The 15,468-nt window shown below is 47.8% G+C and carries 14 protein-coding genes; 6 read left to right on the top strand and 8 right to left on the bottom strand.

Translation table 11 applies throughout. The features are described from left to right. Positions 1 to 50: 50 nt before the first annotated feature. The gene (locus HF638_RS14845) at positions 51 to 512 is read left to right on the top strand and encodes a cupin domain-containing protein (RefSeq protein ID WP_169480886.1); all 462 of its coding nucleotides are present in this window, start codon (positions 51 to 53) and stop codon (positions 510 to 512) included. 89 nt (positions 513 to 601) lie between these two features. On the opposite strand, the gene HF638_RS14840 is transcribed toward HF638_RS14845, so the two are convergent. Further along, positions 602 to 1,429 (bottom strand): aldo/keto reductase, encoded by an 828-nt coding sequence (locus HF638_RS14840; RefSeq protein WP_169480885.1) that lies wholly within the window; start codon positions 1,427 to 1,429, stop codon positions 602 to 604. Positions 1,430 to 1,761: 332 nt separating this feature from the next. Here HF638_RS14840 and HF638_RS14835 point away from each other — a divergent pair, with 332 nt between their 5' ends. The 4 genes from HF638_RS14835 to HF638_RS14820 all read left to right on the top strand — a co-directional run bounded on the left by HF638_RS14835 (position 1,762) and on the right by HF638_RS14820 (position 5,336). Next, the gene (locus HF638_RS14835; RefSeq protein WP_169480884.1) at positions 1,762 to 3,018 is read left to right on the top strand and encodes a DUF445 domain-containing protein; all 1,257 of its coding nucleotides are present in this window, start codon (positions 1,762 to 1,764) and stop codon (positions 3,016 to 3,018) included. A gap of 354 nt (positions 3,019 to 3,372) precedes the next feature. Next, positions 3,373 to 3,654, top strand: coding sequence for a hypothetical protein (locus tag HF638_RS14830; RefSeq protein ID WP_169480883.1), 282 nt, complete (start codon positions 3,373 to 3,375; stop codon positions 3,652 to 3,654). Between the two features lie 15 nt (positions 3,655 to 3,669). Then, a complete protein-coding gene (locus HF638_RS14825; protein WP_248278144.1) occupies positions 3,670 to 5,010 on the top strand; it encodes a Tle-like phospholipase domain-containing protein in 1,341 nt (446 codons plus the stop codon). Between the two features lie 53 nt (positions 5,011 to 5,063). Further along, positions 5,064 to 5,336, top strand: coding sequence for a hypothetical protein (locus tag HF638_RS14820; protein ID WP_017691024.1), 273 nt, complete (start codon positions 5,064 to 5,066; stop codon positions 5,334 to 5,336). Between the two features lie 247 nt (positions 5,337 to 5,583). Here the strand turns inward: HF638_RS14820 and HF638_RS14815 are convergent, their stop codons facing one another. The 4 genes from HF638_RS14815 to HF638_RS14800 all read right to left on the bottom strand — a co-directional run bounded on the left by HF638_RS14815 (position 5,584) and on the right by HF638_RS14800 (position 10,154). Beyond that, positions 5,584 to 6,363 carry a YcnI family copper-binding membrane protein gene (locus tag HF638_RS14815; protein WP_248278143.1) on the bottom strand — a complete coding sequence of 260 codons (780 nt, stop codon included), beginning with the start codon at positions 6,361 to 6,363 and terminating at the stop codon, positions 5,584 to 5,586. A gap of 387 nt (positions 6,364 to 6,750) precedes the next feature. After that, positions 6,751 to 8,466 (bottom strand): copper resistance CopC/CopD family protein, encoded by a 1,716-nt coding sequence (locus tag HF638_RS14810; RefSeq protein ID WP_169480882.1) that lies wholly within the window; start codon positions 8,464 to 8,466, stop codon positions 6,751 to 6,753. Positions 8,467 to 8,665: 199 nt separating this feature from the next. Further along, complete coding sequence (locus HF638_RS14805; RefSeq protein WP_169480881.1) at positions 8,666 to 9,322, bottom strand: response regulator; 657 nt, start codon at positions 9,320 to 9,322, stop codon at positions 8,666 to 8,668. A 1-nt stretch (position 9,323) separates the two neighbouring features. Then, the gene (locus HF638_RS14800) at positions 9,324 to 10,154 is read right to left on the bottom strand and encodes a sensor histidine kinase (RefSeq protein ID WP_169480880.1); all 831 of its coding nucleotides are present in this window, start codon (positions 10,152 to 10,154) and stop codon (positions 9,324 to 9,326) included. Positions 10,155 to 10,459: 305 nt separating this feature from the next. On the opposite strand from HF638_RS14800, the gene HF638_RS14795 reads away from it, so the two are divergent. Continuing rightward, a complete protein-coding gene (locus HF638_RS14795; protein ID WP_169480879.1) occupies positions 10,460 to 10,627 on the top strand; it encodes a hypothetical protein in 168 nt (55 codons plus the stop codon). 133 nt (positions 10,628 to 10,760) lie between these two features. Here HF638_RS14795 and HF638_RS14790 read toward each other — a convergent pair whose 3' ends face one another. From HF638_RS14790 to HF638_RS14780, 3 genes are all read right to left on the bottom strand, one after another. Next, positions 10,761 to 12,593, bottom strand: a complete 1,833-nt coding sequence (locus HF638_RS14790; RefSeq protein WP_169480878.1) for a bifunctional diguanylate cyclase/phosphohydrolase — start codon at positions 12,591 to 12,593, stop codon at positions 10,761 to 10,763. 532 nt (positions 12,594 to 13,125) lie between these two features. Then, positions 13,126 to 13,716, bottom strand: coding sequence for a DUF5317 domain-containing protein (locus HF638_RS14785; RefSeq protein WP_169480877.1), 591 nt, complete (start codon positions 13,714 to 13,716; stop codon positions 13,126 to 13,128). Positions 13,717 to 13,957: 241 nt separating this feature from the next. Next, positions 13,958 to 15,379 (bottom strand): hypothetical protein, encoded by a 1,422-nt coding sequence (locus HF638_RS14780; protein WP_169480876.1) that lies wholly within the window; start codon positions 15,377 to 15,379, stop codon positions 13,958 to 13,960. Positions 15,380 to 15,468 lie beyond the last annotated feature (89 nt).

The raw sequence follows: 15,468 nt of genomic DNA, 5'->3' as shown, positions 1-15,468 counted from the left end.
CTCTGGTTAAGGAGTGTCTCGACTATGATTTGGAAGGAAGGAAACAGGTTATGACGACACATGAATTATCGCCATTGGTTGCTGCGCTCAATATGCAACCTCACGTTGAAGGCGGTTGGTATAAGGAAGAATGGAAGGCATCCTATCAGATTCCTCAATCCGTTCTGCCGGATGCATACTCCGGCCCACGATTCTCGGCAAGTTCCACGTATTTCTTGCTGCACGCACATGAGATCTCCGAGTGGCATACGGTTCTGTCCGATGAACTTTGGCTGTGGCACAGCGGCAGTCCAGTTGAACTGAAGCTGGGCGGCAACGGGGAGAACCCGGAGAATGAGGAAGTTCTCGTTCTGGGGATGGATATTGCAGCAGGTCAATCGCCACAGGTGCTCGTTCCTGCCGGCGTATGGCAGACAGCACGCCCGCTGGGCGATGAGCCTGTACTGGTAACTTGCGTAGTAGCGCCAGGTTTCCACTTTGATGATTTCAAGCTGGTATCCAAAGGCGAATAGTAAATACTTGATATGAGAAATGAAAATCCCGATCCGAGATGCTCAGGGCATCTGAATCGGGATTTTTTTGAGTTATTTGAATGATGTAGTTAAAAGTTAAAGTTGTCTGGATCCGAACCAAAGCGCTTGTTCTCGTTCAGGCCGTTAATCTGCTCTACTTCTTCCGAAGTTAATTCAAAATCGTAGAGATCGGCATTCGCGTGAATACGCTCAGGCGTAACGGATTTTGGTATCGTCACGATGCCGTTCTGCAGATCCCAGCGCAAAATTACTTGTGCGGGGGACTTGCTGTATTTCGCGGCGATGTCCTGAAGCAACGGATGATCCATCAGATTACCTTGTCCGAGCGGAGACCAGGCTTCGATCTGAATCTGATGTTTGTTGCAGTACTCACGAAGCTCCGATTGAATCAGTAGTGGATGAAGCTCTACCTGATTTACCGCAGGTTTGATCGTGGCATCGATCATCAGGTCTTCCAGATGGTGAATCTGGAAGTTGCTCACGCCGATCGCGCGGATGCGTCCTTCTTTATGGAGTTTCTCCAGCGCTCGCCATGTATCTTTGTACTTGCCTTTGACCGGCCAGTGGATGAGATAGAGATCCAGGTACTCCAGTTCGAGTCGTTCCATGCTTGCCTCGAAGGCAGCCAACGTGGATTCATATCCCTGATCACTATTCCATACTTTAGTGGTAATGAACAGATCTTCACGGGCTACTCCGGATTCACGAATACCTTGGGCAACACCTGTTTCGTTGTTATACGCTTTGGCGGTATCGATGCTGCGATACCCGGCTTGAATCGCCGTTTTGACAGCATGAACGACTTCGTCTCCGTCTTTAACTTTGAATACGCCAAAACCCAGCCATGGCATTTTGACTCCGTTGTAGAGCGTGGTTGTGTCCTGCACGTGTTTCATGATCCGAAATTCCTCCTCTTATTGATCCTTTGTTCCACTATGTAATTACCCTGCTGTTCCGCGGCCAATCGATATCGAAGAGCCGTCTTGATTGATTATACTAAAAACTTCCTTGTATTGGAAAATAACATGATCTATCTTACGAAGTAAACGCCGCTATTATCCTTTTTCTTCAACCAGAGGTTTGGTTTTGACGCTTGTGGGTGATAAGATGAAGTATACGAAATATGGAAGTCAAGACTGTACTATTGGAGATTTTACATAAGAAACGAAGAAGTGCGGAATCGGGTACACGCCGGCCGTGCGATTAACGATAAAGGAGCAAGAATACAATGGCTAAACCTAAACAAACCAAAAAAGCAGCAGCCTGGTCTCTCGTGGTGATGGGAGCGGGATTTGCTGCATCCTTGCCGTTCCAGGGCGTTCCAGTGGGCAAGTTGCTGGTAGGATCATTTGAAGCAGGACTCGTGGGTGGACTGGCGGACTGGTTCGCAGTTACGGCGCTATTCCGTCACCCGCTGGGCATTCCCATTCCTCACACAGCATTGCTGCCAAAAAATAGGGATAAAATGACCGAAGGTCTGGTCTCCGCAGTAGAGAATAACCTACTCAACAAAGACAGTATTACCGAGAAAATTGCAGATTTCAAAGCAGCTGAGACGGTGCTCGATACATTGACGCGTGAGCTTCACAATGACGGGATCAAGACGATGATTGATACGCTCTGCAAACGAATTCTGGCGGGTCTGCCGTTAGAGCAGATTGCTCCACTCGTAGCGGGTGAGATCAAGTCACAGGCGGGTGCCTTCGATCTGGGGCCGATTCTGGAACGGGCTGCCCACCAGATGACAGAGCGGGGTTACGACGCCAAAGCGTTGGACTACGGACTGAAGCAAGCCGAGGAGTGGCTCGTTAAGCCCGAGACGATCATGTTTTTGGGTGAAAGCGGCATGAAAGCCATCAGCGGTATTCAGATGAATGGGTTGATGCAGTTTGCGATGAATGCGTTCCTTGGTTACATGAACGAGGAACGCCTGGGTGGCATTTTGCAAGGATATCTCTTCGATCGGGTAGAGGATATGAAACGTGAAGGTAGCGCGCTAAGGTACAAAGTGCTGGATTTGGTGCGTACCCAGACAATAAGGCTCGCGATAAGTGATAGTGTGCAAGATGGAATCAACAGCTGGAAGAACAATATGCTGGATGGCTGGAACGCCGAGGAAACCGTGCTGAATAAGCTCACCGAACTGAGAGACAAAGCGCTCGCCGCGATGGAAGATGGACAGTATGTAGATACGTATGCACTGCCTGCCATTGAGCGGGTATTGGTTGATCTGCGGGCAGATCACGAGTTGATGACGGGTATGAATGCCAAGATTGTGGATGGCGTTACTACACTGCTGGAGAAAAACCATTCCCAAATCGGTAAACTGGTACGCGAAAATGTGGACAAAATGGACAATGCTACTTTGGTTTCGATGATTGAAGATAAGGTTGGACAGGATCTGCAATGGATTCGGATCAACGGAGCCGTTACCGGATTTGTTATCGGGATTGCGCTGACTGCGCTGCAGATGGCATTGGCATAACAGTTCAACATGGTAAAATAAAGGGCCGCTCTTTCGAAGAGCAGGCTCTTTTTGTCGTGGAAGGAAAAATTACCATGTATATGATGCAAGAATTAGGAAAGTGGGTAATGTACACCAAAGTGTCTGATTTGAATCATATAGGAAGAAAGTTACATGAAAACGATGCTCTCAGCCGATGTGGTCATGTTGATTTTGTACTATGATGCAGGTAACAGATGAATAGGGCGTGCTTCACATATCGTGAGTGCCTTCATTCTACCAAGAGGGGGGATCGGTATTAAACGTGCAGGATCGCTAATGAGTTTATTCACACTGATGATGGTGTTAACTATAATTCTGGGAGGTTGTCAGAACATGAATGCAAGTGAGAAGGAAGCTCTATACCAAGAGGCTGAAGCAACCGTAATCCAGCACTTCAAACAGAAGTTCGAACTGGATGTTGTGATTACAAGCAAAGAGTTGTTGCCGGAAATGGCAGTGTCCCAGATTGGACTGAAAGGGCATGTGAAAGATCATGAAGATCAGAGTTTTGGCATTTCGTACGACTACAAAAAGAAGGTCACCAAGAACCTGGTTATCAGCCCTGAAATTGAGGAAGTGATGATGGCCAAGGGACACGATCCATACGTCAAATAAAGGGAGGTGCAGGTATTGAGTAACGGGTCCAATATTGATGATGAAACGTATAAAACGATGTCTGATCTAGCCTATCAGGATCAAAAGGCTGGAGATCGATTAACGGAACTTCCCGGATGGGAGGTCCTTGAGGGGACGGAAAGTAACAATTTTTCCGGTTTTGATGCCGTAACATTTTATAATCCCGAGACCAAGGAAGCTGTCATTGCTTATCGTGGTACAGAAGGGAGTGCGTCCTTGGATCGCTCTGTACCTGACTTTGTCATGGATGGGCGCATCGGGGGCGGAGAGTTAATTCGTAAGGGCCAGCAGGAGGCCGGAAACTTTGTCAATAATCTTACGCCGGATTGGCTCGACAAAGGGGTCGAAGGCGTCAAGGACTTCACCGGCATATCCAAAGTGGAGGATTGGGCTGGTGACAGGGTAAGAGGCGTAGAGAACTGGACGGGTGATCGTGTAAAAGATATTGAAAAAACTATCTCCCCTACAGGCTGGGCCAACCAGATGTATCAATCCGAAGACTATGCAAATCACATGCAGAACAAGCATAAGGATCTGAATTTTTCGATGACCGGACATTCCCTGGGCGGTGGAAATGCACAATATGCATCCGCTTATACCGGAATTCCAGCCGTGACGTTTAGTGCACCATCTGTAATGGGTAATTTGACGCCAGAAGTGCGGCGCCAGGCTGAAGCGGGTGCATTTGACGGGCAGGTTGTGAACTATGCAAATCCCAGTGATCTGGTAGCTAGCGGAACGCTCGGAGGATATGATCGGCATGTGGGATCGACCTATTACATCAACTCCGATTATGATTCGGCGAATGATGGCGTGAGCATTATCGATAAAGCCAAGAACTCGTTTGGCGGGGAAAACTACCACAGTCTGGATCAATATGATTTCAAAAATGGTTACATATCCAATGACCTGTATGATCCGATTACTGGAGAAAGAATCCGCTATTCACCGCGCCTTATGGATCACATGGGGCCGTTCAGCAAGAACTTCGGTCCGTTACGTTCCAAGTCTGGTGGCGGTGGAGGTATGGCTTCGGCTGCTGCGGCTTCCGGTCTGATTCAGGTAACGCCGGAAGAACTGAAAAGTGTCGCTTCGCGGTGGAAGCAGAATGCACAACAGTGCAATGCGGAGTTGAATCAGGTGCGAACCCGCATGGCGCAATATCTGCATACGAGTCGCAGTCGCAGATTGGAGCCGATTGTCACCCAACTGGACGCATCCATTCATGAGCTTGGCACATGGCATATGAAACACACCAGCCAGTTCCTGAACTTTATTGATGAGAAGGCGGAAGCCTTCCGGCAGGCGGACGAGAGTCCGGTTCATTTTAATTAGGATTCTTGGGTGGTTAGCGTTGATATCACGTACATAGGGGGAGGGGAACGCGAGTGGGTGGACAATTGCTGGTGGAATTGAATGATCTTCGGATTGCGGAAAAAGAACTGACACAGCTGCTTGCCCGTCTGCAAGCCGATGAACAGGAAGCGAGGGCGCTATACAGTCGCCTGAACGATTGGAAAGGGCAGTCTGCAGATCATACAAGGCAGCAGATTGAAGAGTTTTTTGCGGGCCTGTCCAGACGCATTCAATCCATTGAACAGCAGAAGAAAAGCTTGCTGCAATACATTGAGATTATGATCCAGACGGATCAGGAACGCTAAAGAGTGGTAAGGCTGATGCCATATTGCGGATGGCATCAGCGTTAAGATGAGTGTAAAACCGTGGAGAAATGTCGCGCGATTGTATGTAATTTTGAGTACAAATAGTATGATTGAAAGTATAGACCGCGGAGTAAAACGTATGAATACCAGAAAAAAAGCCTATGGTACATCGGGATTAATCCCGATACCATAGGCTTTTTTGTGATCTTAATTTGTCTCAAGTTATCGTAAAACTGGAAGTTAGTTCTTAACGTTTTTTGCGACGTGTAGCCAAAGCGATTCCCAGGAAGGACAGGATCAGGGCCAGAATGGATACGATCAATGTTGCTTGTTGAAGCTTCAGCGTACCCGGGTCTGTATCCGTGTTGTTCGGCTCACCTGTAACGGTGTCATTGAGTGCATCACCCAGCGTGGTGTCATCGTTTGCTTTGTTATCATCGGTAGCTGCATTATCCCCAGTGGCTGCTCCTTCTGTACCTGCACTATCATGTCCATCGTTGGCATGACCTCCACCTGCCGCAGCATTACCAGCAGCAGCCGGATCTTCGCTAATCGTCGTGATACTGTGTGGGTTGGCGTCACTTGGTTGGCCTGTCCATTCTACGATACTACCATCGCTGTAGTATTGGAATGCATCCCAAGCCACCTCAGCTTCAGCCTTAGGGTTCTGTGCAACAAAGTTGAACTGTTGGAATTGTCCTGCCAGAATGCCCTCGTTATCGCCTTCAATTTCCCATGTGATCGATGTTACTTCATTGGAATCGTTCTTCTCTGTAGTGATTTTCCAGCCTGCCAGTGGTTGGTATTGCTTGAATGCAACACCTTCTGGAACTTTCATTGTGATTTTGGTTGTAGGCAGTTCTTTTTCGGATGGAATCTTAATCGTGTACGTCTGCCATGCGCTTGTCTGTGCAACGGATGGGCTAACGGTAACGTGAGCGCTCGCGAATCCGGCGAATAACATGAATGCTGCGGTACCTGTTGCGATAGTGGATGTTAGTTTGGAAATCCATGATGTTTTCTTCAAAATAAAAAACCCCTCTCAGTTCTTATCATATATGATGCGGCCCATTTTCTTAAATAAGTGTCTACGTTCTGCAAAGCACAGTTTCAGTTACGAATGGTTCTTTCGAGTGATTAAAAGCAGGTTACACTTGCTACTTCGATGACAGAATAACCTTCCGATCGCTGTTATCCCCAGATTTTTTGATTCCTTTTTCTTAAAGGGTAAAATCCGGGGATAAAGGCGAACGCTTCGCTTCTTCACGCTATTTCTGTCCTCTCCGTTCTCGTGTAGATCAGAAAGCTTTTAGCTTCGCTTCTCCAGAATCAATTTCGTTTCCTTCACTACATTTGCAGTTTATAGAAACACTAATTTTAGATTGGGTCACTTTTCAATATAAACGTTGTGTAACTATGGCTTGGCGGTGTCGATCTCAAATTCGGCATCCAGTGCATCCAACGTTTTGGTCAGGAGATGTACCTTGATATTCCAACGTCCAGGCATCGAGATATAATCTTCAGCCTTGTACACACCGGTGTCATTTTTCGGAATGGTGATCTCATAGATCCCCATATCCATGTCCAGATGTGTGAGTGACAGGGTGATCTGTTCTAGATCATTGACGATACTGCCATCTGCACCTTTGACGTCCACTTCAAATTGGTTCTCTCCCGTTACATTGGGACTCACCTGAAGTGTGATCGCTGAGCCATCTTCTGTAGTCGTCGTCTCCTGATACGGTCCGACCGCTGCCGGTTGTCCTGGGGACAGATGGGTCAGTACGGCGGCCAGAGCGAGAATCACAGCGCCGGTGGCAAGTTCGGCTTTTAGGCTACCGGATAATCTGCTTCCCGTTGCTGCTCTTGCCAATCGGGCATGACGCCACGCGAAGACAAGCATCACAATAAGCAGGACAATCTTGCCGATCAGGACAAGACCATAGGCTGTTGTGAACAAGGAGGTCAGCACGGGTGCAGGCAGAATAATCAGACTGCTGTATATTCCTGTAGCGACCAGAGCGGCTACGGCACCAATCCCCCAGGCGGTAAACCTGCGAATGGCAACCCAGTATACTTCCCCTCGAACCTTCGATGGTAGCTTATCCGCCAGTGGAGGCAGACATATCGCCATGGCCGTCAATGCGCCAATCCAGAAAGCGGCACCGATCAGATGCACGAAATCCATAGCAATGGCGAGTCCACGTTGATCGGCAGCAGCAGGGTGTCCGGTCATGGCATGTGTGAACAACCAGCCGAGCACGAGCACAAGTGAGCCATAGGAAGACCAGATGCGCACACGGATGGAGCGATCCCGATCATATCCGGACAGAATAGTGACTGCCAGCAGCATCACGACCAGCATCTGCACCATCCAGATCTGGCCAAAGGATGTCAGCTTGAGCGCACTTCCGATTAGTCCCCAACTTAACTCGCCCAGCGCCACGCCAGATTCATATAACGTGTTCAGTGGCAGGCTGACCAGTGCGGCAAAAGAAGCGGCAGCATAGCTGATCCATAACAGTCTGTAGCTCCCCGGAACGTCCATAGGTTCTCTTGTCATGGAAGTCGGAGCGATCCGCAGCAGCATGAACGCGAGTGTACCCAGAATGATGGAAAGTCCGAGATACTGAATCCAGTCGGTCAGGGATACGATCCATTTCAGCGGTCCACCTGTTGAACCGGAACCGGATGTAAGATCACTCAGCCCGGCAGGCGATCCGGAAGGTTCACCGATATGGAAAACATACACTCCTTGAATAGGATGCCCATCGGCAGATACAGCCTTCCAGTTGACGGCATACGTTCCGTTGCCAAGTCCGGCCAGAAGGCCAGTCTCCAGAATATGAGGGCGATCCGCATCAATCTGCACGTTTCCATCGTCTGCCTGATTGCCGTCAGGCCCGGTAATTTTGATATCATAAAAGGCCGTCTGCAAGGATTCGTTGAACTCCAGCGTCAGCCGCTCCGGAGCAGTTACGAGTATCTCGTTCTCTCCAGGCGAGGCCTTAACAATATAAGCATGGGCAGATGCCCACTGTGGCATAACAAGGCAGCATACGAGCAACAGGCTGATGACCAATGCCCAGTGCCGTTTGCCCCATTTCAGGGTAAAGCTTGTAAAAATCAAAAAATCATCACCCTCAGGTTATAGATTTGTAGTCATTCATGGCGTTTTAAACACAATCTAACCCATTATAACTTTGTCCAAAATGATTGCGTATGACTACATTGGGCTATAAAAAACGATTAAGTCTACATAAATGTGACAAAAGCATGAATGATATGTCACTTGTTGCTTATGTATCCTGATTCGAAGCAGCAAAAGTTTATTTGCGAAGCTTGCGGCCTGCAAGCCCGCTCTCCAGTGCATAGCGGGTGAGTTGTACCCGATTTTCAAGCTGCAACTTCTGCAAAATGTTCTTCAAATGATTCTTCACTGTCTGGTCGGAAATGCCGAGCTGATCAGCGATCTCCCGATTGGTATATCCTGCGGATACCCACTGCAGAATCTCAAGCTCCCGCGCCGTTAGCGGGTTATCTTGCACATCTTCACTGCGTGGTGCGGGAAACTCCTGCAAAATCCGGTAGGCCAGTTCCTTGCTGAGTGGTGCATCGTCACTGACGATGGCGCGCAGGTACTCCAGCCAGGTGGAAGGCGTTAGATTTTTAAGCAAATAGCCTTGAGCGCCTTGTTTCAGTGCTTCGAACAGAAAGGTCACATCATCCGACACCGTGACCATCACGATAATAACATAAGGGAAGCGCAACTTGATTTGACGGGTGGCTTCCAGTCCATCCATGTCGGGCATCTGCACATCCATCAGGATCAGGTCAGGCATCCATTGTCCGGTGAGCTCTAGCGCTTCCTGTCCATTCTGAGCTGTGCCAATCACTTCAAACAGACTGTCCTCGGATAAAATACTACAGATCGCTTCACGCGCATGCGCATGATCATCAACAACCAATACACGTACATGTTCCATGTTAGGCATGCTCCTTTCCAATCGTCATTCGTGTATGCCCCGGTCTTGAATCGAGGGTAAAAGACCATCCCATCTCGGCAGCACGCTCCTTCGTAATTCGCAGTCCGTACCGATCCTTCAGATGAAGAGGATCTCCACTTAGTCCATTCCCATTATCCTGAATATAGATGAACCAGGCAATCGGGTTACCTTCTGCGTGAACCTGAACGTGTGTAGCCTGCGCATGTTTGCGTACATTTAATAAACCCTCCCGGATACAGGCCAGCATCTCCACTTGCTCCTTGGCAGAGAACGTTACACCGCTTAGGTCCCAGTGAATCTGTGCACCAGGTACTGTTTCCTTGACGAGCACTTCGACCTGCGCATGTAGTGAGATAATCTCGGGTGCCGCGGTAGAGGAGGGAACATAGCGCAACTGGGCAATGGCTTGTCTCACATATGTATTGACTTCATGCACCGTTTTTTGAATCTCCTGGATCTCATACTCATGTCCGCTTCCGGCCAAACTACGCCCCGCTTTATCCGTCTTTACCGATAGCAGAAAAAGGGACTGGGATATGCCGTCATGAAGTTCCCGGGCCAATTGATCTCGGGCTTCCAGTGCGGCTTTGGCAGCCCGCTCTTGCTCCAGAGCAGCCCTGGCGCCTTCGAGCATGCGGAACAAGCGGCTGAGCAGTGTCACGCTGACAAGGTACACAATGACGGGGGTTAACCAGTTCCCGGCATCCATCGAAAGGTACGGCATCAGGAATTGATGGCGAATATATTCCCAGATGCCTACTGTGAAAGTGGGGATCAGCAGAATCATCCATTTGATTTGTTTATAGGACATGAATGCAGAACTCCTTTGATCTAGGATTAGCTTAATAACGTACTTTATTTATGCAGGGATGGGACCATTATAGCGCAAGCTTGCCCAAGACCCTAGTCTGTATCTCTGGAGGAACTTGGGGAGGATCAGGGAGTATTTAGAAGGATATCTAAGAACAACAAGTGGTGAAATGTTGTCACGCTAGGTGAGGGTTGGTGTGAACAGCTGAGGAAGGCTGAGTCCGTTTTCCCTATCGGAGAAGGTCCTCTATACTTAATATAGAACGTGAATTCATTACAAAACATGTTAAGGAGTGACGCAACAACATGAGTCAAGAAGTATTGGAACGTCGCAGTGAATTGCTCAAAAAGAACATTCATCAGATGCTTGTTCAAGACAATCAGCACGGTATCAGTCGCCAAGACAACATGTTTTTGCAGCAGATGATTAGAGAGCTGCATCAGACCTCACATGAACTGAATACCAAATCTTAATGTAGAATCTGCACGAGAATGAAGTTGTCTGGTGTACGATTCATTCCATGAAAATGAAAATGGCGCTATCTCCGATCAGACCGGGGATAGCGCTTTGACTTTTTTAGGGGATATGGAATCAGCTACGTTCATCTCACAGCAGCTGTTGCTGAGCGGTTCTTTTCTCAATATATCGAATGAACAACTCCGCAAGCTCCGGATCGAACTGTGAACCCGAACACGCGCGTAGCTCCCGAATGGCTTCCTCCACGTTCTTGGTCTCCTGATACGGTCGCTCTGTCGTCATGGCATCAAAGGAGTCGATCACGGTCAGCATCCGGCACAGCCGGGGGATCTCGTTACCCTTCAGACCGTAGGGATAGCCTTTGCCATCATAGCGTTCATGGTGTAGTTCAATATACGGAATCAGATCGGCGAAGCGATCGTTCGTAATCACCATTTTTTTGCCCCAAGTGACATGACCTTTAATCGTTTCCCATTCTTCTGCCGTGAGTTTGTCCTTCTTGTTCAGAATGGACCAGGGAATCTCCAGTTTGCCGATGTCATGAATCAACGCCCCCAGCACGAAACGCCGTTTCTCTGCATTGTCCAGCTTGAGCAATTCACTGATATCCAGAGCATACTTATAAACCCGTTTGGAATGTTTGAACGTATCCATATCCTTGTATCTGAACAGATTGAGCTGCTGCTCGATGTCACGAACATCCTGTACCAGATCAATCTCATGCTCCATGCCATCATTGCTGCCGTGACGGTGCACGTTGTTCTTACCTTGTTTCTTGGCATAATACAGTGCTTTATCGGCCTGATCCACGAGTTGGGATTTGTTATACATATCCACCTCATAGGGTGCGATGCCACCCGAGAAGGAGAGACAACCGTGCGGAAACACTTCAACACCTTCAAACGGCGTGTCGTTCAGTTGTTTGCGCAGCTTGTTCATGAACTTGTAGGATTCGTCCAACTCCATGCCCGGCATGAGCAACGTGAACTCTTCCCCTCCATAACGAAATGCGGTAACAGGTGTACCCTCCGTTTTTCGCATCAGAAAATCCCCAAGCAGGGCTAGCAGGCTGTCACCTTGAAGATGACCAAACCGGTCATTATACTTTTTGAAATCATCGATATCAATAAGTCCCAGACAGAGCGGCGTTCCCTGCGTTCGAGCGTTAGTCAGTTCGCTTTCTAACATGCTTTCGAAATAGCTATGGTTGAACAGACCCGTACGTTGATCCGTGTTGGCCTTTTCCTCAATCGTCTGATACATCACGAACAACTGCCTGAATGCATGGGAGAGCAGAATGCTAAGACTCAGATACAACAACAGGCCAAGTACGCCATTGTGCACAACCAGAATTGTCAGGACCAGCGCCAGAATCAGCGTACACAGATAAACCAGCAGGGATTCGGTAACGAATGCCCGCTTCATCTGCTGTAATGCATCCTTCGTCGAGAAATGAAAGAACAAGCCGAGCGTGATCGTGTTAATAATGAAGTAGGCTGCGAGCGCTGCGAAATAAGGAAACAGGTTATATCCATTCAACGTACCCGATTGACCACCCGTCCACTCAAACACGGCAGCTGCTCCCGTAATCATAAGACTGTAGATGCTGAAATTGACGATATGTTTCCACCAGGTGAGTTTACGCTCTTTGATTAGCAGGATGATGGAGACAGGCAGCAACACCGATAGACTGAAAGCCCCGCCAAACATGAATATACAGGCGAGGTATACCGATGAGTCCATGGATTGCTGATTGCCTTTGGGTGGAATCTGGAACGTAAAATAATCCAGAATCAACGCTGCACCCAGCATGGTGTAGACCATAACCCAATCTGCCGTGGATAGATGAAGATAAGACCACTTGTTCATGTACAGAAAAACACCGATACCGGTGCAGCTAAGCAAAATAACATACAGACTGCTTCGATCTGCCTTATGGATAAGGTTACGAATAAAGTTCATAAAAAATCTCCTGCTTGGGTTTAGTCTACTCTTGATGTGTATATAAATTGAGCTGATAGGTATTAACACTTACACTTCGATGACAGAACAACCTTCCGATCGCTGTTATCCCCAGATTTTTTGATTTTTTTTCCAAAAGGGAAAATCCCGGGATAGCATATGCTTCCGATGTAGCTTTCTTTCAGAAAGCTTTTAGGCGAACGCTCCGCTTCTTCAGGTTATTTCTGTCCTCTCCGTTCTCGTGTAAATGTTCAGTTCAATATATAATTGGTGTTATTGTATTGAGGTATACTATATAGATGTATAACATATCAAGTTGCCTACCAAAAATCCAGAAAGAAAAAACAGGCCGCGGGCAGCCTGTTTGTCTTGTTTGGCGGTATGGATACTAGCCGCCCAGCTTGTATCCTGAAGTTAATGCCACAACGACAGAAGCCACGATGATTGCGTTGATGACAATGCGGGAATATTTCACACCTTCAAATTTTTTCATGGAGAAGACCTCCCTTCCTTGGAGTCTGACTGAACTTCTTCAAGCCTGATGAGTTTTAGCTGGTTGAACAGCCTTTTTGTCCCGATTCACCATCATGTACTGGATGAACAGGAATATGCCAACATTCATGACCACATCACCGATGCTAATCACCTGAGTCCGTGGATATGGGCTGGACAGCGGGATGATATCACCGAGAAAGGGCAGGTGTGTAGACGCATCCATCATGAAATGCTTCGATACGGCGCCGCCTTCCCGGAGCATGTCTACATAATAGGGTCCCAATACAGCGGAAGCTTCCACAGAAACCGGCATGCGCCCACCGTTTACAGCCATTACGGCAAAATTGAGAAATACACCAATCCAGATGAGCATGAAACCGGTATGGTGCCTGTTTAGCCACAGAAATGCGAGACCTGTAATGTAGACGGCAGCAAAGAGATAACCATTAATGGATGCCACCCATTCGAATCGTTCCTGCAAATAGAAAATAAAGAACTGGATTAGCAGCAATACAGGGAAAATCCAACCACTTCGCAGCTTGAGTGCTGCAAACTGATTGAGCCCATGCCGCAACCCGCCCCGAAAAAATCCAACGATTAAGCTTAGAAGAATACCGTCGTATACCATGTGTAACTCCTGTTCGTTCGGAAATGTGCAAGTTGATTGCGTGTTTATGTACTTAAGACATTCGACTTGATATTGGTAATTCCTGCATGGGGAAAATGAATATTAGGAAGAAATTTGCAATATACTAAATAAAAAACCGTCTTTACGAACCTATGGGTCGAAACCCTTGTAAGATTCGGTAAAGACGGCTACTTATGATGCTAAAATATGAGTTTTAATTCGGTTGAAGATGAAAATTATTTTATTCGGAACCACCGTTCAGATAATTGAAGAAAGGCTGGTCCACCCAGAAGTCATACGTCGTAATATCCGCATCAGGCGCCAGCTTCAGGAAGCCTTCCCGAATGGCTTTAGCATTCTCTTTCAGAGAGAAGGACTGAGCATAGTAATTCCCAAGCGCAATCTTATTATTGGAAATGACCGGATAGTTCGCCAAAGCAGTTGGTGAATAATACAGCGGCTGCCACCAGGAGCTGAGAATCAGTGGAGATGTACTGTCGCTGTTCTTCTTGGCATATTTCAGAACAATGTCGTTGAAGCGAACTTTGTCAGCTACATTGTTGAACTCGAATTGAATGTCATATTCCTTCGCAGAAGCAATATAGTTGCCATTCTCGATCTGTGTCACTTTATAGTCAGGCGTTTCTTTCGGCTCGCCCCATTCCTTCAAATAAATGAAGGCAGATGTCTTCGGCTGGAATTGCACATCGGCGTCAATGCCTTCGCTACGCAGCAGACCAACCAACTGTACAGCATGCTGGATATTATCGTGGCCGTAAGTAAGTGTCAGCTCATCGATAAAGTTGGAATCAAAGCGGCTATCCTTCAAGTTGTAACCTGTTACGAGATCATCTCGAAGGGCCTGATCCACAATTTTTCTCAGTTCAGGTGACTCGATCAGATCCGCTGTGCGATATGCAGCATACAATTTGGAGTAGATGTCTGCATCGCCGGAACGTCCGATCTCGTGTTTATATTTTCCTTGGCTGATCAGGACGCGTCCAAGCAATGTATTAGCAAAATCTTTACTTGCTACGCCACCCTTAAGGAGAGCAGGGTACAGGCTTTCGGGAATCAGACCTGTATCAATCGCTGCAGCCAGCTCCTGTGCGGCTTGTCCCTGAACACGGTTCGGGCTAATGCCAACTTTGGCAAGCGCTTTGGCTGTTTTCTCAGCAGGATACGTATAGGCGAGTTCCTTGAATCCAGCTGCTTTCACAGCGATGAAAACTGCTGCATAGGCGCTCAGTTGATCCTTGGCACGTACTTCTGTACCTGTAAGAACCCCATTATTGTATAAGGATACGGCAGCATCATAGGAAGAATCACCAGACGCCAGATCGGTAAAGGCCGGGGCCTCAGCTGCGCTGTCGCTTGCTTGAGCTGCTGTCGTGATGGCTGCAATGGCTTGAATGAAATCACCTTTGGTAATCTGTTGCGGCAATTGAATGCTGTATTTCGCTTGCAAGAATTGAGCAAAATCCGCTGCGCTTTCCGTATAAGCAACTGGAGCCTGAGCTACTGGTCCTTTGACACTTTGTGAGGTGGTTGTTTTAGCCGGAGTTGCAGATGCTGCAGAAGCAGAAGCGGGCAAGCTTAGGCTGCCGAGTGTTACCGGAGCGGCGAGCAGGGCCGCCAGCGTGATCTGGGTGATTTTTTTCAAATGAATAGCCTCCTTAAAATGGGTTGGAAAATAATCAGCTTTGGGTTATAATTCTGACAAATCCTATATGAATAGAATAATTGGATTGA

Source organism: Paenibacillus sp. SZ31, from assembly GCF_012912005.1.
Taxonomy (GTDB): domain Bacteria; phylum Bacillota; class Bacilli; order Paenibacillales; family Paenibacillaceae; genus Paenibacillus.
This window is presented reverse-complemented; position numbering and strand designations above follow the sequence as displayed.